This is a genomic window from Methylobacterium jeotgali, from assembly GCF_022179345.1.
Lineage (GTDB): Bacteria > Pseudomonadota > Alphaproteobacteria > Rhizobiales > Beijerinckiaceae > Methylobacterium > Methylobacterium jeotgali.
The window spans coordinates 1-20,950 of record NZ_BPQR01000067.1 but is presented as its reverse complement, the minus strand read 5'-3'; the positions used below and the strand labels follow the sequence as shown (position 1 = coordinate 20,950).

Below are 20,950 nucleotides of genomic sequence, written 5' to 3'. Positions count from 1 at the left end.
AGCTCCTGGTTCAGGAGCACGTCGTCGACGAGCAGGATGCGCTGGCCGCGTCTCTCGCGGACCGCCGCTTCGGGCACCTGCGCCGCCTCCGATGCGCGGGGCAGGGTCAGGGTGAACCAGAAGGTCGAGCCCTCGCCCTCCCGGCTCTCGACGCCAATCTCCCCGCCCATCCTCGTCACGAGGTGGCGGCAGATGGCGAGCCCGAGCCCCGTGCCCCCGAAGCGGCGGCCGATCGAGCCGTCGACCTGGCTGAAGCGCTTGAACAGGCGGTGATGCTGGGCCGGCGCGATGCCGATGCCGGTGTCGGCGACCGAGAAGCGCAGCGCCTCTCCCTCCGGCCCGCTGCCGGCGTGCTCGACATGCAGGGTCACGCTGCCCTCGGGCGTGAACTTCACGGCGTTGTTGAGGAGATTGAGCAGCACCTGCCGCACGCGGTTCGCGTCGCCCAGGACCCGCTCCGGAAGCGCCGGATCGAGCCGGGTGCGGATCGCGAGGCCGCTTCGCGGGGCGCCACCCTCGACGATCGCCACCGTGGCGTCGGCGAGGGCGGCGAGGTCGAAGGGCACCGGGTCGAGGTCGAGCTGCCCGGCCTCGATCTTGGAGATGTCGAGGATGTCGTTGACGATCGTCAACAGGGCGTCGCCGGAGGAGCGGATCAGCTCCAGCCGGCGCCGGTCCTCACCGGCGAGGTGCGGCTCGTCGAGGAGCAGGCCCGCGTAGCCGATGATGCCGTTGAGCGGCGTGCGGATCTCGTGGGTCATGGCGGCGAGGAAGTCGGTCTTGGCCTCGCTCGCCCGCTCGGCCTCCGCGCGCGCCGCCTGCGCCTCGATGGTGAGGGTCCGCAGGGCCTCCTCGCCGTCCTTGCGGCCGGTGATGTCGAAGTGCAGGCCGACCATGCGCTCCGGGCGCCCGTCGCTGCCGTAGAGCGTGCGGCCGAGGGAGGAGACCCAATGCCGGCCGACGCGGAACTCGGCCGCGTAGTCGGTGCGGGTCTCGATCGCCTGGTAGACCGCGTTCCAGGTGTCCTGGGCGTCGTCGGGATGGATCAGGGCGGTCCATTCCGCCGTGGTCAGCTCCCGCGACGCGCCGGTCTCGGGCAGGCCGTAGATGCGCAGGCTCTCCGGCGAGAGCAGCATCACGCCCTCGCGCATGTCCCAGTCCCAGGTCCCCGCCACAGCGGAGTCGAGAGTCAGCCTGAGGAAGCCTTCGGCCTTCTCGAGGGCGATGCGGGCGCTCACGATCTCGTCGATGTCGAGCGCCGTGCCGAGCCACCCGGCGATCGTGTCGGGCGCGGCCGGATCGGGGACCGGCGTCATCACCATCTTGTGCCAGCGCCAGGCGCCGTCGTGGCGGCGGAGGCGCCCCTCGATCGCGTAGGACTCGTGCGCCGACACCGCCCCGTCCCACGCGGCCTGCATGGCCAGGGCATCGTCGGGATGGTTGCGGGCGAGCCGCGCGGCGCGGGACGGCCCGATCGGTCCGTAGTAGGCCTGGAAGCAGGCGTTCGCGTAGGTCATGTCGCCGTCGGAGGGGCGCATGGTCCAGACGAGCAGCGGAAGCGTGTCGGCCAGGCTGCGGTAGCGGCTCTCGCTGCGGGAGACCTCGGCCTCCGCGCGCCGCCGCTCGGTGACGTCGACGAGCGCGCCGAACAGGGCCGTGACCCGCCCGTCCGCGCCGGTCTCGCAGCTGCCGCGGACCGCGACGTCGCGCACGCTGCCGTCGGCGCGGCGGATCTGCGCGTCGTAGACGAAGGGCGCCCCGGTCGCGACCGCGGTCGCGACGAGCGCGCGGACCCGCTCCCGATGCTCCGGGACATACATCTCGAGCACCTCGGCGAGGTGCGTCGGCACGTGGTCCGCCGGATAGCCGAGGATGTGCGTGAGGCCCGCCGACCAGACGGACTGACCGTCGTCGCGCGAGACGCGCCAGTGGCCCATGCCGGCGAGCTGCTCGGCCATGGTCAGGAGTTGGCCGGCGCTGACCTGGGCCTGCTCGTGCCGGGCGATCTGCAGAGCCTGCTCGGCGATGGTCGCCTCGTGCGCCCGCCGGGCCTCGATCTCCCGGTCCCGCAGGCGCGTCGCCCGGTGGAGGTCGAGATGGGCGACGACGACGAGGGCGAGGTCGCGCAGCGCCTCCCGCTCGCTCTCCGAGAAGGTCCTGGGGGCGCCGTCGGTCACGCACAGCGCGCCGACGCGGTGTCCGTCGGCGAGGATGAGGGGAGCGCCCGCGTAGAAGCGGATGTTGTCGGGCGGGCGCGCGACCGCGCCGTCGGCGAAGCGGGGATCGGCCAGGGTGTCCGGGACGACGTGGACGGCGTCGCTCCCGATGGTGAACTCGCAGATCGTGCCCCGGCGCGGGCGCTCCCGCGGCAGCGGCTCGCAGGGCGTCTTGAGCCACTGCCGGTCCGCGTCGATGAAGGACACGTAGGCGTTCTCGACGCCGAACAGGCGCCTGGCCGTGCGGCACACCGCATCGAAATGGGGCTCGGGCGGTGTATCCAGGATGCGGAGATCGTGCAGCGCGGCCAGGCGACGGGACTCGACCGCATCGGGAGGCGGACGATCGGGGGTCAGGGCATCCACGGCGCCTCGCTTCCCGCCCGGGCCGCGAGGGCGTGCGGGCTCCCGGCCGTCGCGGCGATCCTCGTGCGCCCGGCCCAGCGAACCTCCGGGTTCGGGCGGACCCGATATCAGGCCCGCGACGGAACGCCTAGACGGCCGAGCTCCGCGGAACGGCTCAGGCGCGGCAGGCCTCGAAATCGCGGCGGATCGCCTCCGCGTCGAGGTTGCGGCCGATGAACACCACCCGCGAGACGCGCTTCTCCCCGGCGGCCCAATCGCCCTGGAGGTCGCCGTCGAGGATCATGTGCACGCCCTGGAAGACGAAGCGCTTCGGCTCGTCGGGGAAGGCGACGATGCCCTTGCAGCGCAGGATGTCGGGCCCCTGGACCTGGGTGAGGTTCGAGATCCAGGGCATGAACCTCTCGGGGTCCACCGGCCCCTCGATCGCGGCGGAGACGGAGCCGATGTCGCCGGCGTGGTGATGGTGGTGGCCTTCCTCGAGGAACTCGGGCTCGAGATCGAGGATGCGGCCGAGGTCGAAGGCGTTGCGCTCCAGCACCGCCTCCAGCGGCACCGCGCAGCGGGTGGTGCGGTGGACGACCGCGTAGGGGTTGATGGCGCGGATCTCGCCTTCCACGCGGGCGAGGTCGCCCTCGGAGACGAGGTCGGCCTTGTTGAGGAGGATCACGTCGGCGAAGGCGATCTGGTTCTTCGCCTCCGGCGCGTCCCTGAGGCGGTCCGAGAGCCACTTGGCGTCGGCCACCGTCACCACGGCGTCGAGGCGGGCGGCGTCGCCCACGTCCTGGTCGACGAAGAAGGTCTGGGCGACGGGGGCCGGGTCGGCGAGGCCGGTGGTCTCGACGATGATCGCGTCGAACTTGCCGCGCCGCTTCACGAGCCCGTCCATGATGCGGATCAGGTCGCCGCGCACGGTGCAGCAGACGCAGCCGTTGTTCATCTCGAACACCTCCTCGTCGGCGCCGACCACGAGGTCGTTGTCGATGCCGATCTCGCCGAACTCGTTGACGATCACCGCGTAGCGGCGGCCGTGGCTCTCGGTGAGGATGCGGTTGAGGAGCGTGGTCTTGCCGGCGCCGAGATAGCCCGTGAGCACGGTGACCGGGATCTTGCCGTCCGCGGTGGCCTGGGCGGTTTCGGTCATGGGGCTTAAGTCTCTCGTCAGGATTGGGGACGGCGGGAGCCGGATCTCGGTCCTGTCATATTGTATCGTTGGTCGCCATGCGAAAGCCGGTCCCGCGCGGGACCGCCCGACCCCGCGCGCATGGGCGGGGCAAGGGCGGGGGACATGAGGCGGGGACGGGGCGCATCTGCGTGCGGCGGGTCACACTCGGCCACGATCTCGCGAGGCCGCCCCGTGTGACGCGATCGTCGCTTGACGGTCCGTCGGCGGCCCGACCATGCGTTCCCGGCAATCGAACGGCGGGGTCTTCGCCCTTGGGCGATGTGCGCTGCCACACAAAGGCGCCGATCGTCCCGCCTTGAGACATGCGCGCGACATCTGCCGCCCCGGGGCGCGGCGGCAGTAGGGCGGAACCGAGACACCGATGGACGCTCGCAACCCACTCGACCAGGACGGCACCACCCGCTCCGGCACGCCGGCGCGGGGTCGCCGGTCGATCATCCTGCCGGTGCTCGCGGCGCTCGGCCTCGCGGTCGCCGGGGCGGCGCTCGTCGCAGTCTATCCCGAGCCCGTCCGCGAGGCGATCGAGCGGGGGCTCGCGGTCCTGCGCGGCTCCGACGAGCAGGAGGAGACGCCCCCCAAGGCGGGACCGGTCGAGCGGGTGTTCCGCCCGACCAAGGAGCAGCGCGCCGCCTTCGAGATCAAGCCGGTGCGGACGATGAGCTTCCGGCCCGAGGGCTCGGCGGAGGGCCGCATCGCGCTCAACGACGACGACAACGTGCCCGTCGCCTCGCCCTATTCGGGGCGCGTCACCCGCGTGATGAAGCGGGCCGGCGAGGAGGTGAAGGCCGGCGACGTCCTCCTGACCATGGAGGCGAGCGACATGGTCCAGGCCCAGAACGACTACCAGAGCGCCCTCAACACCCTGAGCAAGGCGACGGCGCTGCTGAAGCTCGACCAGACCATCGCCGCCCGCCAGCAGGAGCTGTTCGCGGCCAAGGCCGTGGCGCTGAAGGACTACCAGTCCGCGCAGAACGACGTGATCGCGGCGCAGAGCGACCTGCGCACCGCCGAGGCCGCGCTCCAGGCCGTGCGCAACCGCCTGCGCATCCTCGGCAAGACCGACGCGGAGATCGCCGCCTTCGAGAAGAGCGGCACCATGAGCCCCGAGACGGAGATCCGCGCGCCGATCGCGGGCACCATCGTCCAGCGCAAGGTCGGCATCGGGCAGTACCTGTCCTCGTCGAGCGATCCGGTCTTCGTGATCGGGGACCTCTCGACGGTCTGGCTGGTGGCGAACGTGCGCGAGAGCGAGATCCCCAAGGTGCGCCTCGGCCAGGAGATCGAGGCGCGGGTCGCGGGCTTCGGGCAGCGGGTGTTCAAGGCGCGCATCGACTACATCGCCGCGAGCCTCGATCCGGCGACGCGCCGGCTCTCCGTGCGCAGCGAGATCCCGAACCCGGACCGCGCCCTGAAGCCCGAGATGTTCGCGACCTTCACGATCATCACCGGCGACCTGCGCCCCTCGCCCGGCGTGCCGCTGGCGGCCGTCGTCTACGAGGGCGCGAGCGCGCATGTCTGGGTCGCCCGGCCCGACGGGGCGCTCGAGGCCCGCGACGTGCGGCTCGGCCTCGTCAACGGCGACAACGCCCAGGTGGTCGAGGGCCTGCGGGAGGGCGACGAGGTCGTCACCCGCGGCGCCCTCTTCATCGATCGCGCCGCCAGCGGCGACCGCTCCTCGTAAGGAACCCGGCGATGAACGCGCTCATCGTCTTCTCCCTGCGGCAGCGGGTGCTCGTCTTCCTGATGTTCGTGGTGATGCTGGCGCTCGGCTACGCCAGCTACCGCCAGCTCAACATCGAGGCGTATCCCGACCCCGTCCCGCCGCTCGTGGACGTCATCACCCAGAACCCCGGCCAGTCCGCCGACGAGATCGAGCGCTACATCACGATTCCCCTGGAGGTGGCGCTGGCGGGCATCCCCAACGCCACCGTGGTGCGCACCATCTCCCTGTTCGGCCTCTCCGACGTGAAGGTGCAGTTCAACTACGCCTACACCTACCAGGAGGCGCTGCAGCGGGTGCTCAACCGGCTCTCGCAGCTCCCGCCCCTGCCGAACGGCGCCCAGCCGCAGATCTCGCCGACGAGCCCCGTGGGCGAGATCATGCGCTACAAGCTCGTCGGCCCGGCGGGCTACTCCTCGACGGACCTGAAGACCCTCCAGGACTGGGTGCTCCAGCGCCGCTTCAAGGCGATCCCCGGCGTCGTCGACGTGACGGCCTTCGGCGGCAAGGCCAAGGAGTACGAGATCGCCGTCGACCTCAACCGCCTCCAGGGCCAGGGCTTGACCCTGGTGCAGGTCGTCAACGCGCTCAACAACTCCTCGATCAATGTCGGCGGCCAGACGCTCAACGTCGGCGAGCAGTCGGCCGTGGTGCGCGGCGTCGGCCTGATCCGCGACATGGACGACATCCGGGACACGCTGCTGACCCAGGTCAACGGCACGCCGGTGCTGGTGCGCGACGTCGCCGACGTGCGCATCTCCTCCGCCCCCCGCCTCGGCATCGTCGGGCACGACGGCCAGAGCGACATCGTCGAGGGCATCGTGCTCATGAGCCGCGGCGGCCAGAGCCTGCCGACGCTGCGCCGGGTCGAGGCCGAGATCGACAAGATCAACGCCTCGACGATCCTGCCGCCGGACGTGCGCATCGAGCGCATCTACGACCGCTCGGGCCTCATCAACACCACCACCCACACCGTGATGCACAACCTCGTCTTCGGCGTGGTGCTGGTCTTCGTGGTGCAGTGGTTGTTCCTCGGCTCGCTGCGCAGCGCGATCATCGTCGCCGCGACGATCCCCTTCGCGCTCGGCTTCGCGATCATCATCATGGTGGCGCGGGGCGATTCCGCGAACCTGCTCTCGCTCGGCGCCATCGATTTCGGGCTCATCGTCGACGCGACCGTCATCATGGTCGAGAACGTCTTCCGGCATCTCGCCGAGCCCGAGCACTCAGAGGGGCAGCGGGCGCCGGGCGGCCTCGAAGGGCGGCTCGGCACCATCGCCATCGCCGGCGCCGAGGTGAACCGGGCGATCTTCTTCTCGGCGACGATCATCATCGTCGGCTTCCTGCCGCTCTTCACGATGACCGGCGTCGAGGGTCACATCTTCGGGCCGATGGCCAAGACCTACGCCTACGCGCTGGTCGGCGGCCTCATCGCGACCTTTACTGTCTCCCCGGCCCTCTCGGCCCTGATCCTGCCCAAGCACGTCGAGGAGCACGACACCCTGATCGTGCGCCTGCTGCGCTTCGGCCACCGCATCATCCTGCGGGTCGGGCTGGCGCACAAGCTGCTCTGCCTCGGCCTGACGCTGGCGGTGCTGCTCGTGGCGGGGATCGCCGGGCGCAACCTCGGCCTGGAGTTCCTGCCCAAGCTCGAGGAGGGCAACCTCTACATCCGCGGCACCATGCCCGCCTCGATCTCGCTCGAGGCCGGCAACGCCTATGTCGAGCGCCTGCGCACCATCGTCGGCGAGGTGCCCGAGGTCGTCACCGTGCTCTCGCACCAGGGCCGGCCCAGCGACGGCACCGATGCCACCGGCTTCTTCAACGCCGAGATCCTCGCCCCCCTCAAGCCCATCGACCAGTGGCGGCCGGGCCTCGACAAGGAGACCCTGATCCGGGATCTCTCGAAGCGCCTGGAGACGGAGCTGCCCGGCATCGAGTTCAACTTCTCCCAGTACATCGAGGACAACGTCCAGGAGGCCGCCTCGGGCGTGAAGGGCGAGAACTCGGTCAAGATCTACGGCACCGACCTCAACGAGATCACCAAGGCCGCCAACCAGGTGAAGGCGGTGCTGGCGACCGTGCCCGGCATCACCGACCTCTCGGTCTTCGCCTCCCTCGGCCAGCCGACGGTGCGCATCGACGTCGACCGCCGCAAGGCCGCCCGGTTCGGCCTCTCGATCGGCGACGTGAACACCACACTCCAGGCGGCGATCGGCGGCCAGACGGCGGGCGACCTCTACGAGTACGGCTCCGACCGGCACTTCCCCATGCGGGTGCGCCTCGCCCCCGAGTACCGGCGCTCGCTGGAGACGATCCGCAACATCACCATCGGCGCCCAGAACCCGAACGGCGGCGTCGTGCAGGTGCCGATCTCGGAGATCGCCACCGTCGAGCTCGTCTCGGGCGCGGCCTTCATCTACCGCGAGGACCAGGAGCGCTACATCCCGGTGAAGTTCTCGGTGCGCGGGCGCGACCTCGGCGGCGCGGTGATCGAGGCGCAGAAGCGCGTCGAGGAGGAGGTGCAGCTTCCCGCCGGCTACCACCTCGAATGGGTCGGCCAGTTCACCAACCTTCAGGACGCGGTGCAGCGCCTCTCCGTGGTGGTGCCGGTCACGCTGGCGCTGATCGCGCTGCTGCTCTTCATCAACTTCTCCTCCGTCGCCGACATGCTCCTCGTCCTGAGCGTGATTCCGATGGCGATGATCGGCGGCATCTTCGCTCTGTTCCTGACGGGGACGCCCTTCTCGATCTCCGCGGCGATCGGCTTCATCGCGCTGTTCGGCATCTCGACCATGGAGGGCGTGATCCTGCTCGCCTACTATAACCAGCTCATGGACGAGGGCTGGGCGAAGCGGGAGGCCGTGTGGCACGCGGCGATGGTGCGCATGCGCCCGGTGATGATGACCTGCGTCGCCGCCTGCGTCGGCCTGCTGCCGGCGGCGATCTCCACGGGCATCGGCTCGCAGGTGCAGAAGCCGCTGGCGCTCGTCGTGGTCGGTGGCATCCTGCTCGCGCCGAACCTCATCCTCGTCGTGGTGCCGGTGCTGATCTCGCTGTTCTCCCGGCGGCGCAGCAACCCGAAGGCGCAGCCGCGCATGGCCGGGAGCGCCGCCGCGTGATCCGCCCGCCACACGACGCGGCCCGCCTCCCGCTGCGACGGGCGCAGGCGTTGACAGGCGCCGCCCCGGCGGCCCTGTACTGCCGGGACACGGGTGCGGTCTCCGGGGGCGTCATGGCGGGCGGAAAGGGCAGGCGGCGCGCGCACCTCGCAGCCGCCCTTCTCACCCTGCTGCCGCTCGGCGCCTGCGCCGTCGGGCCGGACTACCTGCCCCCTGCGGACCCGCCGGCGACGCGCTACACCCGCGAGCCCCTGCGCAACCCGACCGCAGCGGACAAGGTCGCCACCGCGCAGGGCGGATCGGCCGACCAGAGCTTCGTCTCGGGCGCCGACATCCCCGGCCAGTGGTGGGCGCTGTTCCGGTCGAAGGCGCTCAACCGCCTCGTCGAGGAGGCGCTCGCCAACAACCCGAACCTGGAGGCGGCCCAGGCGGCGCTGCGCATCGCGCAGCAGAACGTCGAGGCGCAGAAGGGCACCCTCTACCCGACGGTGACCGCGACGCCCCAGGCGCAGTACTCCAAGGCGCCGGGCCTCGACCTGCAGTCGCCGCTCAACAACAACAACCTGTTCTACAGCCTCTACACGCCGCAGGTGGCGGTGGGCTTCAATCCCGACGTGTTCGGCGGCAACCGCCGCCAGATCGAGGCGCTCGAAGCCACCGCCGAGAACCAGCGCTTCCAGCTCGAGGCGGCCTATCTCAGCCTGACGAGCAACGTCGTCGCCGCCGCGATCCAGGAGGCCTCGCTGCGCGCCCAGATCGACGCGACCAAGCGCGTGATCCAGGCGCAGACGGAGCTGCTCCAGCTCTACAACAAGCAGCTCTCCCTCGGGCAAATCGCCGGCGCCGACGTGGTGCAGCAGCAGGCGGCGCTCTCGCTCTCGCAGCAGCTCCTGCCGCCGCTGGAGCGCCAGCTCGCGCAGCAGCGCAACCTGCTCACCGCACTCGCCGGCCGCCTGCCGAGCGAGGAGGTCACGGAGACCTTCACGCTCGCGAGCCTGCGCCTGCCGACGAAGCTTCCGTTAAGCCTGCCCTCGCGCCTCGTGCAGCAGCGGCCGGACGTGAAGGCCGCCGAGGCCCTGGTGCAGCAGGCGAGCGCCGGGGTCGGCGTCGCGGTGGCGAACCGCCTGCCGCAGTTCTCGATCACCGCCACCGGCGGCGCCAGCGCCGTGAAGCTCGCCCAGATCGCAAACCCCGGCGCGGCCTTCTTCACGGTGATCGGCGGCGTCACGCAGCCGATCTTCGACGCCGGCACCCTGTTCCGTCGCCAGCGGGCGGCCGAGGAGACGCTGACCCAGGCCCAGGCCCAGTACCGCGCCACGGTGATCGGCGCCTTCCAGAACGTCGCCGACGCCCTGCGTGCCCTGCAATCCGACGCCAAGGCGGTGGCCGCCGCCGAGGCCGCCGAGCGCGCGACCGGGCAGAGCCTGGAGCTGATCCGCAAGCAGTACTCGGCCGGGGCCATCAACAGCACGCAGGTGCTGATCGCCCAGCAGGGCTACCTCTCGGCGCTCGTCACCTCGGCCTCGGCGCGGGCGACCCAGTATGCCGATACCGCGGCCCTGTTCCAGGCACTCGGCGGCGGCTGGTGGAACCGCGTCGACGTGGCGCCCCCGCCCCCGGAGAAGGACCCGGCGCCGTTCCTTTGACGAAGAGGGTCCGCCGCGCAAGGTCGATCCAGAGAGACCGGATCGCCGCCATTCCGGCGCATGCGGCACGGCAAGAACGGGAGCCGGGGAGGTCCGGCATCGGATGCGGCCACCGTCGGGAGGGCGATCGAATGGACGACGAAGGTTCCATGACGGGCGGCTGCCTGTGCGGGGCCTTGCGCTACCGCATCTCCGGCGCACCGAAGCGCGCCGTGAACTGTCATTGCTCGATGTGCCGCCGGCACAGCGGCGCCGCTTTCCTCAGCTACGTCGCCGTCGAGCGGACCGCATTCGAGTTCCAGAGCGGGCACCCGACGCCGTTCCGCTCCTCGGACGGCGCCATCCGATCCCATTGCGGCGCTTGCGGCAGCCCGCTCACCTTCGTCTTCGATGCCGACCCCGGCAGCGTGTGGGTGACGGTCGGCAGCCTCGACCAGCCGCACGATGTTCCGCCGACCGAGGACTGGTTCGTCGCGGACAAGATCGGCTGGGTCCTGCGGGACGGGACGTTGAAGGCTTGGCCGGCGTCTCCTCCGGAGTAAGGCCGGCTCACCTCGAACCCGACAGCGATCCTAGGACCCGACGGCGAGCGCGTGCACGGAGAACAGCCCGGCCGGGTCGGTCCAGACCTGGAGCGGCTGCCAGCCGGCGCCCGCGGCGAGGGCCCGGAAGCCGTCGAGCGTGTACTTGTAGCTGTTCTCCGTGTGGATCGTCTCGCCGCTGGCGAAACTGAAGCGACGCCCCCCGACCGAGACGGTCTGTTCCGCGCGGCTGACGAGATGCATCTCGATGCGCGAGGCGTCCGGGTTGAAGAGGGCGCGATGCGTGAAGCCGCTGCCGTCCAGCGTCAGGCCGAGCTCTCGCTGCATCCGGGTCACGAGGTTGAGGTTGAAGCGCCCGGTGACGCCGGCGGCATCGTCATAGGCCGCCTCCAGAACCGGCGTCTCCTTGACGAGGTCGACGCCGACGATGAGCCGTGCCCCAGCGCCGAGCACCTCCGCGAAGCGCGCCAGCAGGCGCCCGGCCTCTGCCGGCTCGAAGTTGCCGATGGTGGAGCCGGGGAAGAAGCCGGCCTTGGTCATGCCGTCGAGATCGCCGGGAAGCGGGAACGCGCGGGTGAAGTCCGCCGCTACCGGCTCGACCCGCAGGGACGGGAAGTCGGCACGGAGCGCCTCGGCCTGTTCCTCCAGGAACTCCGCGGAGACGTCGACGGGCACATAGGCCCCGAGCGGCGCCAGATGCGGCAGCAGCCGGCGCAGCTTCGTGGTCGCGCCCGCTCCGAACTCGACGAGCGCGCAGGGGCGGGGCAGATGCGCTGCGATCTCCGGGCCGGCGGCGTCGAGGATGCTCAGCTCCGTGCGGGTCGGATAGTACTCCGGCAAGCGGGTGATCGCCTCGAACAGCTCCGATCCGGCCGCGTCGTAGAAGTACTTTGCCGGCAACTCCTTCTGCGGCTTGGCGAGTCCTGCGAGCACGTCGTCGAGGAACGGATTGGCGGACAGGCGGTCGATGGGGGTCGCGTCGGGGAAGACGGGCTTGACGGTCACGCGGGGCGGCCTCCGTGTCGGATCAGGCGCGGGCATCCGCGAGGCGAAGCCCCGTGAACTGCCAGCGCTGATGGGGATAGAAGAAGTTGCGGTAGGGCACGCGGGCGTGGCCGGCCGCCGTGGCGACGGAGGAGCCGCGCAGCACGAACTGGTTCGACATGAACTTGCCGTTGTACTCGCCGAGCGCGCCGGGGAGCGGCCGGTAGCCCGGGTAGGCCGCGTAGGCGCTGCGGGTCCACTGCCAGACATGGCCGAAGGCGTCGCCGAGATCGCCGTCGCGGGCGGCGACCTCCCACTCGGCCTCGGTCGGCAGGTCGCGGCCGGCCCAGCGGGCGTAGGCGTCGGCCTCGTAATAGCTGACATGGGTGACGGGGGCGGCGGGATCGATGGGCTTGAGGCCCGCAAGCGTCATGCTCGCCCAGCCCTCACCCTCCCGGCGCCAGTAGCCCGGCGCCTCCCAGCCATCCGTCTGCGCGGCGATGAAGCCGTCCGAGAGCCACAGCTCCGCGCGGCCGTAGCCCCCGTCCGCCATGAAGGCGAGCCAGTCGGCGTTGGTGACGAGCCCCTGGTCGATCCGGCCGCCCTGGATCAGCACCTCGTGGCGGGGCGACTCGTTGTCGAACGAGAAGCCCTCGCCCTCGTGCCCCACCGCCTCGATGCCGCGGGCGAGCACCTTCGCTCCCGCCCGCCCGTCCCGTTCGGGCCAGCGCCAGGCGGCGTCGTAGACCGGGTGGAGCGGGTTCTGGGCGAAGGCGTGCAGGATATCGGTGAGCATCAGCTCCTGGTGCTGCTGCTCGTGATAGAGCCCGATCTCGAGGATCGGCAGCACCCGCTCCAGCACCTCGGGCGCCGCGTCCTCGATCAGCGCCTCCACCGCCCGGTCGACATGGGCGCGGTAGCCAGCGACCTCGTCCATCGTCGGCCGGGTGATGAGCCCGCGCATGATCCGCGGCTGACGGGGCCCGGCGGCGACGTAGTAGGAGTTGAAGAGGTAGTGCAGGCGCTCGTCGTGGATCGCGTAGCCCGGCACGTGCTCGCGGAGCAGGAACTGCTCGAAGAACCAGGTCGTGTGCGCCCGGTGCCACTTGGTCGGGCTCGCATCGGCCATCGACTGGACCTGCTGGTCCTCCGGCGAGAGCGGCGCGGCGCGGCGCTCGGTCTCGTCGCGCACCGCCCGGTAGGCGGCGATCCACGCCGCCCGGTCGACGGGTCGCGTCGAAAGGAGCGGCGGCGGGAAGGCGGGCGGGAGGCTCTCGGGAACCGACGTCTTCGGAGCCGAGATCTCGGGTGCGAAGACGCGGAGGGCCGCGGAGGCTGCCATGACGATCCTTTCCTCGCCGGCCGCTGGTGGAGATGAAACGGTCTCCATCGCGGCGCGTCCGTGGGAGATATGAGTCGCGCGCAACCCGACAACTCCCCTCTCCCGACTCCGTCCGGTGACGCTTCGCCTCAGCCACCGGCTCGGTTACGTCGCCCCGTCCGCACCGGTGCATGACCGCCCAACAGGACGCATCGCCATTTTCCCGCCGTGGTGAGGAGGCCTTAACCGTCCCCGTCCGAGACTTGGCGCCTGTCGGGTCCGGACGCGCTGACAATGCGGATCGATCTCATGGCCGGGGCCAGCCTCTCCGCCGTCGCGCCCCGCGTGGGCCCGCCGCCGAACATCCTCGTGTTCGACTCAGGGCTCGGCGGCCTCACGGTGCTCGATCAGGTGCGCCGCGCCCGCCCCGACGCCAGCTTCGTCTACGCCGCCGACACCGCCGCCTTTCCCTACGGCCGGCTCTCCGAGGAGACGCTGGTCGCGCGCGTGCTCGCGGTGATGGAGCGGCTTCTCGCCCGGCACCGGCCGGACCTCGCCGTGATCGCCTGCAACACCGCCTCGACCCTGGTGCTGCCGGCGCTCCGCCAGCGCTTCGCGACGCCCTTCGTCGGCGTGGTGCCGCCGATCAAGCCGGCGGCGGAGGCGACGCGCTCCCGCCTCGTCTCGCTGCTGGCCACGCCCGGCACCGTGGCACGGGCCTACACCCACGATCTCATCGCGAGCTACGCCGGGGCCTGCGCCGTCACCCTCGTCGGCTCGAAGAATCTCGCCGCCTACGCGGAGGCCGAGATGGCCGGCGAGCCGGTGTCCGACGAGAGCATCGCCGCCGAGATCGCGCCCTGCTTCGTGACCGCCCCGGACGGGCGGCGCACGGACGTGGTCTGCCTCTCCTGCACCCACTATCCGCTGCTGCTGCCCCGCTTCGAGCGGCTCGCGCCCTGGCCGGTGCGCTGGATCGATCCGGCGCCGGCCATCGCCCGGCGGGTGGTGCAGCTGCTCGGACCCGGCCTGCCCGGCGCCGCCGACCCCGACGCGACCGTCGCTACCGCCTTCACCGGGGCGACCGTCCCCGGCGCGGCGCTGCGGGCGTCGCTCGCCGCGCGGGGCCTGCGGGAGCTCACCGTCGAGGCGATGCCACTGGCGCTCCAGTAGGGAGTCCGGACGAAGGGGGCTTGGCGAAGCGCTTCGCGCCGGCGACGCAGAGCACCACGAGCCCCGTCACCGCGACCATCGCCGGGGCGACAGGCTCGCCGAGCAGCAGCCCCGCCAGCGCCAGCCCGAAGAAGGGCTGGAGAAGCTGCAGCTGCCCGACGCCCGCGATCCCGCCGAGCGCCAGGCCGCGGTACCAGAACACGAAGCCGACAAGCATGCTGAACACCGAGACGTAGGCGAGCCCGCCCCAGGCGGAGGCCGGGACGGCGCCCCACGCCTCCGGCCAGGTCGCCAGCATCAGAACGGCGGTGACGGGCAGCGACAGGAGCAGCGCCCAGGAGATCACCTGCCAGCCCCCGAGCCGCCGCGAGAGGGCGGCCCCCTCTGCGTAGCCGAGGCCGCAGAGCAGGATCGCCGCGACCATCAGGGCATCGCCCCCGAGCGAGGCGCCGTCGCTCTGCGACAGGGCGTAGCCAGAGACGAGCAGGCTCCCGACGATCGAGAAGGCCCAGAAGGCCGGGCTCGGCCGCTCGCCGCCACGCAGCGCACCGAACAGGGCGGTCGCCAGCGGCAGCAGCCCGATGAACACGATGGAATGCGCCGAGGTCATCTGCCGGAGCGCCAGCGCGGTCAGCAGCGGAAAGCCGATCACGACGCCGACCGCGACGATGGCGAGCGAGGCGAGATCACTGGCGCGAGGGCGTCGCTCGTGGAGCAGCGCGAGGAAGCCCGCCCCCAGCAGCCCGGCGATGACGGCCCGCGCTGCCGTGAGGAACACCGGATCGAACCCGAGCACGGCCATCCGCGTCGCCGGCAGCGAGCCGCTGAAGATGATGACGCCGAGGAGGCCGTTTCCCCACCCTTCCGCCGTCCGCTGCATGATCGGGGCCCGCGCCGCTTTTCCGTTGCCGAGCGGGCAGGCTTAACCGGCGCCGGCTGGCGGCGACAGGAACGGTGCCGTACAGTCGAAGCGAACTGTATGGTGGATTCGACCCACACACATTCGCCGGCCGTGACGGCGGGCGGGCGCACCGCGCGGGTGGCGGAGACGATCCGCGGCCGGATCGGCGCGCGCGGCCTCGCCCCCGGCGAGCGGCTGCCTTCGATCCGGCGCCTCGCGGGTCAGATGGGGGTCTCGCCCTCGACGGTGGTCGAGGCCTACGACCGGCTGGCGGCGGAGGGGCTGATCCGGGCACGGCCGGGCTCCGGCTTCTACGTCTGCGGCCCGGCTGCGCCGCTTACCCTCGCGGACGCCACGCCCCGGCGCGACCGGGCGATCGATCCGCTCTGGCTCTCGCGGCAGGCCCTCGATGCCGAACCCGGGGTGCCGATGCCCGGCTGCGGCTGGCTCCCGGCGGCGTGGATGCCGCAGGGCGCGATCCGCCGGGCGATGCGCGGTCTTGCCAGGGCCGAGGACGGGCTGCTCACGGATTACGGCAGCACCCGCGGCGCCCTCGACCTGCGCCGTCTCCTCGAGCGCCAGTTCGCGGGCGAGGGCCTCGCGGTGCCGGCCGATCAGATCCTGCTCACCGCCTCCGACACCAACGCCGTCGACCTGATCGGCCGCTTCCTGCTGCGGCCGGGGGACACCGTGCTCGTGGACGACCCCTGCTACTTCAACTTCCAGGCCCTGCTCGCCGTCCACGGCGTGCGGCTCCTCGGCGTGCCCTATACGCCGACCGGTCCCGACCTTGCCCGGTTCGAGGCGGTGCTCGCGGAGCACCGGCCGCGCCTCTACCTCACCAACTCCGCCCTCCAGAACCCGACCGGCGCCAGCCTCTCGCCGCAGACGGCGCACCTCGTGCTGACGCTGGCCGCCGCCCACGACCTCACCATCGTCGAGGACGACATCTTCGCCGATCTCGAGCCGGAGCCCTCGCCGAGGCTCGCCGCCCTCGACGGGCTCGCGCGGGTGATCCGCATCGGCAGCTTCTCGAAGACGCTCTCGGCGGCGATCCGCTGCGGCTACATCGCCGCCCGGCCCGATTGGCTGGAGGCGCTGGCCGACCTCCAGGTCGCCACGAGCTTCGGCGGACCGAGCCCGATCTCCGTCGAGCTCGTCACGGGGACGCTGCGCGACGGCAGCTACCGCCGCCATCTCGACGCGCTCCACCGCCGCCTCTCGAAGGCCCGCCGCGAGACCGCCGCCCGCCTCGAGCCCCTCGGCATCGTGCCCTGGCTGATGCCGCGAGGCGGCTTCCAGCTCTGGTGCGCCCTCCCCCATGGCCTCGACGCAGCGGACGTCGCCCGCGCGGCACTCGACGAAGGGCTGGTGCTGGCGCCGGGCAACGTCTTCAGCCTGTCCGGCAGCGCCTCGGGCTTCATGCGCTTCAACGTGGCGCAGATGGGGGATGCGCGGATTTTCGACGGCCTCGCGCGAGCGATGAAGGCCGCGCAGCGACGAGCGCCGGCAAGCGCCGAGATTGACCTGCCCCCTTCCGTGCTCTAAGAGCGCCCGGTTCGCGGGGCTCCGGTTTGGGGCCCCGTGGCTTTTCATACGCACCCGCGGGCGGGTTCACACCCCGCCCTGTCGTCCCGGTCGGGCTCCCCAGGGAGCCTCGGGAAGAGGAGGGCGCGTCCATTCTCCAAGAGAGAGGCACGCGAAGACATGTCGAAGCGCGTTCAGGCGAAGCACAAGCTCGACCGCCGCATGGGCCAGAACATCTGGGGCCGCCCGAAGAGCCCCGTGAACCGCCGCGAGTACGGCCCCGGCCAGCACGGCCAGCGCCGCAAGGGCAAGATGTCTGACTTCGGCACGCAGCTACGCGCCAAGCAGAAGCTCAAGGGCTACTACGGCAACATCACCGAGAAGCAGTTCCGCCGCTACTACGCCGAGGCGATCCGCCTGCGCGGCGACTCCGGCGAGAACCTGATCGGCCTCCTCGAGCGCCGCCTCGACGCCGTGGTCTACCGGGCGAAGTTCGTGGCGACGCCCTTCGCGGCCCGCCAGTTCGTCAACCACGGCCACGTCAAGGTCAACGGCCGCCGCGTGAACATCCCGAGCTATCAGGTGAAGCCCGGCGACCTCATCGAGGTCAAGGAGGCGTCCCGCCAGCTCGAGGTCGTCGTGGTGGCGACCCAGCTCGCCGAGCGCGACGTGCCCGACTACATCGAGGTCGACCACGCCAAGATGAACGCCCGCGTCACCCGTGTCCCGGGCCTCGGCGAGGTGCCCTACCCGGTGCAGATGGAGCCGAACCTCGTCATCGAGTTCTACTCCCGCTGATCCGGCAAGACGCCGCAGGACTTCAGGAAGGGCCGTCCCCCGGGGCGGCCCTTTCTTCGTTTACGGCCCCTCGCAGCGCCTCGAGGGTGAGCACCCTCGGCTCGGGGCCGGCGAGGCGCAGGCGCGTGGCCCCCGTCTCCAGCATCCGCGAGAGGGCCGCGCGCAGGTCCGTGTCGGGGGCGATCTCCGGCACCTCGGGAGCCTCGCCGGGTTCGGCGAGGTCGCCCGCGCTCGCCAGCGAGAGACGGCGCAGCGCCCGCTCCCGGCCGACGAACTCCGCGACGAAGGCGTCCGCCGGCCGCGCCAGCAGCGCCTCAGGCGTCGCCGCCTGCACGAGGCGCCCGCCGCGCATCACCGCGATCCGGTCGGCGAGGATCAGCGCCTCGTCGATGTCGTGGGTGACGATGAGGACGGTCTTGCGCAAGGAGCGAAGCAGAGCGCCGATCTCCCGCTGGAGGGCGCCCCTGGCCAGTGGATCGACGGCGCCGAAGGGCTCGTCCATGAGCAGCACCGGCGGGTCCGCGGCGAGCGCGCGGGCGACACCGACGCGCTGGCGCTCCCCACCGGAGAGCGCGTCCGGCCGCCGCGCCCGGTAGGTCGCCGGATCGAGCCCGACGAGGGCGAGCATCGCGTCGACCCGCTCGGACACCCGCGCCCGGCTCCAGCCGAGCAGCGCCGGCACGGTCGCGACGTTTCCCGCCACGCTCCGGTGCGGGAACAGCCCGACGCCCTGGAGCACGTAGCCGATGCCCCGGCGCAGGCGCACGGGATCGCTCTCGGCCACGTCCCGTCCGCCGAGGAGCACGCGTCCCTCGTCCGGCGCGACGAGCCGATTGACCATCCGCAGGCTCGTGGACTTGCCGCAGCCGGAGGGGCCGATCAGGGCGCAGGTCTCGCCCTCTGGGACGTCGAGATCGAGGCGGTCGACGGCGACGGCGGCACCGTAGCGCTTGCCGGCCCCCTCGAACCGGATCATCCGGGGCCGCCCCTGCGGGCCCTCAGCAGCCCTTGCAGATCGAGCCCATGCTGGCGCGGGTGCGCGCGTCCCAGGCCTTGTCGCGGGCGGCCGCCGCCTTCTGGGCCTTGAGCATCTGCGCCTCGGTGGCGGCCTTCACCGGCGTGGCCCTGGTGCCTGACGGCGGCTTGGTCACGCCCGTGGAGGTGACGCTGCGTTGCGGACGGCCCGCCGGATCGGTCGTGGCCGTCGTCTGCGCGAGGGCCGGAGCGGCGAGAAGGAGCGTGGCGCAGATCGACGCGGCCAGGTGATGGCGCGCGGCCAGAGGATGGCGCATGGTCGGATGGTCCCCGAATTCTGATCCCGCGTGCCCCCTGGGTGCCGTCCTCGGCCCCCCACGCGCGGCGCGGTCCTAACATGGTGGCGATCCCAGATTATGGCAAAGTCAGCGGACGGGCGCACCGGGGACAACCACCGGGCGAAGGGTCGCGCCCCCGATCGCGCCTCCGGGCCCGGAGGGCGCCGCGAGCGGATCGCCGAGGCCCTGGCCCGCATCGCCCCGCGCCTTCCCGCCTTCGAGACCGAGGCCGTGACCGACCGGGCGCTGGCGAGCCCCGGCCTGCGCGGCGCGGCGCCGGAGCGGGCGGCGCGCCTCGCCCTCGTCGCCTTCACCCGGCACCTGCTGACCGAGTACGAAGACCTTCTCGCGGAGGGCTACGACCGCGACAGCGCCCGCCACTTCATCCTCGACGACCTCAACGGGGCCCTCATCGCTTGGGGCGCGGCTCCGGTGTCCGAGGAGGCCGAGGAGGAACCGCTGTAGGCGATGGAATATTCCGCTCCCGGGCTCGCCGAGGACCTGCCGGATGGGCTATCGAGGCCCCGTATCCCTCCCGGCCGCCCCGTGCGGCCTCCCATATGGATCGAGCCTGCCATGCAGATCAGCGCGCGCAACGTCATCAAGGGCACCGTCGTCTCCGTGGAGAAGGGGGCCACCACCGCGCATGTGAAGATCGAGATCGCGCCGGGCCAGGTCGTGACCGCCGCGATCACCAACGAGGCCGTCGACGCCCTCAAGCTCGCCAACGGCGCCGAGGCCTACGCGGTGGTGAAGGCCTCCGACGTGATGGTCGCGGTGGACTGAGATGCCCCGCCCCCGTCTCGCCCGCACCGCCGGCGCGATCGCTCCGGCGCTGGCGCTCGCCCTCGCGACCGCCGGGGCCGGGGCCCAGGAGCCGGGCCGGCCCCCGGTGGCGCCTCCCGCCTCTGCCGACCGGGCCGTGCCAGCCGCCTGCACCGCCTTCGCCTGGCCGCTCCTGCGGGAGCTCGCCTGGTTCGAGGCGCCCGGCCTGCCGCGCAAGGCCTCCGGCGACACCCTGCCGGCGGAGATGCCGGCCGCGGTCCTGGCGCTCAAGCCCACGGGCGAGGTCGCCTATCCGGTGCCGCCTTCGCGTCCGCCGGCGGCGGACAGCTATGGCGGCATCCTCATGCTGGAGGCGCCGCCGAGCGCGGGCATCTATCAGGTCACGCTGTCGGACGAGGCCTGGCTCGACGTGAGCCAGGACGGGCGCAGCGGCCTGAGCCCGGTCTCCCACACCGGCAAGCGCGACTGCCCGGGCCTGCGCAAGAGCCTGCGCTTCCAGCTTGGCTCCGGCCGCGTCGTCATCGCGATCAGCGGCGCGAAATCGGATTCGATCCGCGTCGCCGTCGCCCCGGCGGAGTAGCCGGCCTCCGGGTCGGGGCTCAGCGGATCCCCGATCCCGGCGCCCAGGACTGCCCGGCCGCCTCGGCCCGCGTGCCGGCCTCCGGATTCCGGGCGCGGTAGGAGTCGGCGCCCATGACGTGCGGCCGGTCGGTCCCGGCCGGCACCGCGACCCCGCGCTGGGCGAGCCAGGCCCGCATCTCGGCGATCTCGCGCTGCTGCTCGACGATGATCGACTCGGCGAGCTGCCGGGTCCACGGGTCCTTGGCCTGCCGCATGGCCACCCGCGCCATGTCGATGGCGCCCTGGTGGTGGGGGATCATCTGGACGCGGAAGTCGACGTCCGGATCGCCCGTGTAGGGCAGCGACATGTTCCGCATCATCGTCTCATGGGCGGCCTTGAACTCCCGCGTCGCCGGGGCGTCGGCCGCCCTCGGAGCGCTGCCGTGCCGCATGTGGTCGTGCGGCTGCGCCAGGGTGACGCCGGCCGCCCCCAGAAAGAGCCCGGCCCCGAGCAGACAAGCGTGACGCCACATCCCAAGCTTTCCCCGTGTCGCGAAGCATCGTTCGCGACGGTGCTAGAGGTTCCAACGGTAGGAAGGTCAAGCACCGCTCAGGCGTGGCCGCGATCCTCGTCGGGCTCCGTCGCGCCGGCCTCCGGCACGGTCTCGCCGCGCAGGTAGGCCGCCTGCGCCTCCGCCGCGCGCCGCGCGCCCTGGACGAAGCGGTCGCGGGCGCCGCTCCCGGTCTCCGGGTCGCGCCCCGCCTCGGCGGCGCGCGACCCGGAGACCGGG

General features: G+C 71.9%; 18 protein-coding genes and 1 pseudogene. 10 read left to right on the top strand and 9 right to left on the bottom strand.

Annotated elements, in window-relative coordinates:
• Together MFF04_RS17990 and MFF04_RS17985 are read right to left on the bottom strand one after the other, a co-directional pair.
• A partial coding sequence (locus MFF04_RS17990; protein WP_238277792.1) for an ATP-binding protein occupies nucleotides 1-2,582 on the bottom strand: 2,582 nt, incomplete at its 3' end.
• Between the two features lie 154 nt (nucleotides 2,583-2,736).
• Nucleotides 2,737-3,723 carry a CobW family GTP-binding protein gene (locus tag MFF04_RS17985; RefSeq protein WP_238277790.1) on the bottom strand — a complete coding sequence of 329 codons (987 nt, stop codon included), beginning with the start codon at nucleotides 3,721-3,723 and terminating at the stop codon, nucleotides 2,737-2,739.
• A gap of 403 nt (nucleotides 3,724-4,126) precedes the next feature.
• On the opposite strand from MFF04_RS17985, the gene MFF04_RS17980 reads away from it, so the two are divergent.
• The 4 genes from MFF04_RS17980 to MFF04_RS17965 all read left to right on the top strand — a co-directional run bounded on the left by MFF04_RS17980 (nucleotide 4,127) and on the right by MFF04_RS17965 (nucleotide 10,795).
• Entirely contained in the window at nucleotides 4,127-5,446 is a 1,320-nt protein-coding gene (locus tag MFF04_RS17980) for an efflux RND transporter periplasmic adaptor subunit (protein WP_238277788.1), read from the top strand.
• An 11-nt stretch (nucleotides 5,447-5,457) separates the two neighbouring features.
• Nucleotides 5,458-8,607 carry an efflux RND transporter permease subunit gene (locus MFF04_RS17975; protein WP_238277786.1) on the top strand — a complete coding sequence of 1,050 codons (3,150 nt, stop codon included), beginning with the start codon at nucleotides 5,458-5,460 and terminating at the stop codon, nucleotides 8,605-8,607.
• Nucleotides 8,604-10,253 carry an efflux transporter outer membrane subunit gene (locus MFF04_RS17970; RefSeq protein WP_238277784.1) on the top strand — a complete coding sequence of 550 codons (1,650 nt, stop codon included), beginning with the start codon at nucleotides 8,604-8,606 and terminating at the stop codon, nucleotides 10,251-10,253. Before MFF04_RS17975 ends, MFF04_RS17970 begins: the two co-directional genes overlap by 4 nt.
• Nucleotides 10,254-10,384: 131 nt before the next feature.
• Nucleotides 10,385-10,795, top strand: a complete 411-nt coding sequence (locus MFF04_RS17965) for a GFA family protein (RefSeq protein ID WP_238277782.1) — start codon at nucleotides 10,385-10,387, stop codon at nucleotides 10,793-10,795.
• 30 nt (nucleotides 10,796-10,825) lie between these two features.
• On the opposite strand, the gene egtD is transcribed toward MFF04_RS17965, so the two are convergent.
• Together egtD and egtB are read right to left on the bottom strand one after the other, a co-directional pair.
• Entirely contained in the window at nucleotides 10,826-11,800 is a 975-nt protein-coding gene (gene egtD, locus MFF04_RS17960) for an L-histidine N(alpha)-methyltransferase (protein ID WP_238277779.1), read from the bottom strand.
• Between the two features lie 22 nt (nucleotides 11,801-11,822).
• Nucleotides 11,823-13,121: an ergothioneine biosynthesis protein EgtB gene (gene egtB, locus MFF04_RS17955; RefSeq protein ID WP_238277777.1), complete on the bottom strand. Its 1,299-nt coding sequence runs from the start codon at nucleotides 13,119-13,121 to the stop codon at nucleotides 11,823-11,825.
• Between the two features lie 273 nt (nucleotides 13,122-13,394).
• On the opposite strand from egtB, the gene murI reads away from it, so the two are divergent.
• On the top strand, nucleotides 13,395-14,273 hold the full coding sequence (murI, locus tag MFF04_RS17950; protein WP_238277775.1) for a glutamate racemase: 879 nt from the start codon (nucleotides 13,395-13,397) through the stop codon (nucleotides 14,271-14,273).
• On the opposite strand, the gene MFF04_RS17945 is transcribed toward murI, so the two are convergent.
• Nucleotides 14,239-15,153 carry a DMT family transporter gene (locus MFF04_RS17945; protein ID WP_238277773.1) on the bottom strand — a complete coding sequence of 305 codons (915 nt, stop codon included), beginning with the start codon at nucleotides 15,151-15,153 and terminating at the stop codon, nucleotides 14,239-14,241. The genes murI and MFF04_RS17945 overlap by 35 nt on opposite strands.
• A 99-nt stretch (nucleotides 15,154-15,252) precedes the next feature.
• Here MFF04_RS17945 and MFF04_RS17940 point away from each other — a divergent pair, with 99 nt between their 5' ends.
• Entirely contained in the window at nucleotides 15,253-16,722 is a 1,470-nt protein-coding gene (locus MFF04_RS17940; RefSeq protein ID WP_238277771.1) for an aminotransferase-like domain-containing protein, read from the top strand.
• Between the two features lie 159 nt (nucleotides 16,723-16,881).
• Nucleotides 16,882-17,499: a 30S ribosomal protein S4 gene (rpsD, locus tag MFF04_RS17935; protein WP_238277768.1), complete on the top strand. Its 618-nt coding sequence runs from the start codon at nucleotides 16,882-16,884 to the stop codon at nucleotides 17,497-17,499.
• A gap of 22 nt (nucleotides 17,500-17,521) precedes the next feature.
• Here rpsD and MFF04_RS17930 read toward each other — a convergent pair whose 3' ends face one another.
• Nucleotides 17,522-18,475 (bottom strand): ABC transporter ATP-binding protein, encoded by a 954-nt coding sequence (locus MFF04_RS17930; protein WP_238277765.1) that lies wholly within the window; start codon nucleotides 18,473-18,475, stop codon nucleotides 17,522-17,524.
• A 22-nt stretch (nucleotides 18,476-18,497) separates the two neighbouring features.
• Entirely contained in the window at nucleotides 18,498-18,791 is a 294-nt protein-coding gene (locus MFF04_RS17925; RefSeq protein WP_238277763.1) for a hypothetical protein, read from the bottom strand.
• A 99-nt stretch (nucleotides 18,792-18,890) separates the two neighbouring features.
• Here MFF04_RS17925 and MFF04_RS17920 point away from each other — a divergent pair, with 99 nt between their 5' ends.
• From MFF04_RS17920 to MFF04_RS17910, 3 genes are all read left to right on the top strand, one after another.
• Entirely contained in the window at nucleotides 18,891-19,277 is a 387-nt protein-coding gene (locus MFF04_RS17920; RefSeq protein WP_238277761.1) for a DUF2293 domain-containing protein, read from the top strand.
• 111 nt (nucleotides 19,278-19,388) lie between these two features.
• Nucleotides 19,389-19,598: a TOBE domain-containing protein gene (locus tag MFF04_RS17915; protein ID WP_238277759.1), complete on the top strand. Its 210-nt coding sequence runs from the start codon at nucleotides 19,389-19,391 to the stop codon at nucleotides 19,596-19,598.
• A 1-nt stretch (nucleotide 19,599) separates the two neighbouring features.
• Nucleotides 19,600-20,178, top strand: a complete 579-nt coding sequence (locus tag MFF04_RS17910; RefSeq protein ID WP_238277757.1) for a hypothetical protein — start codon at nucleotides 19,600-19,602, stop codon at nucleotides 20,176-20,178.
• 19 nt (nucleotides 20,179-20,197) lie between these two features.
• On the opposite strand, the gene copM is transcribed toward MFF04_RS17910, so the two are convergent.
• Entirely contained in the window at nucleotides 20,198-20,692 is a 495-nt protein-coding gene (copM, locus tag MFF04_RS17905; RefSeq protein WP_238277755.1) for a CopM family metallochaperone, read from the bottom strand.
• Nucleotides 20,693-20,769: 77 nt separating this feature from the next.
• Nucleotides 20,770-20,950 (bottom strand): annotated as a pseudogene (locus tag MFF04_RS17900) (hypothetical protein); the annotation flags it as partial.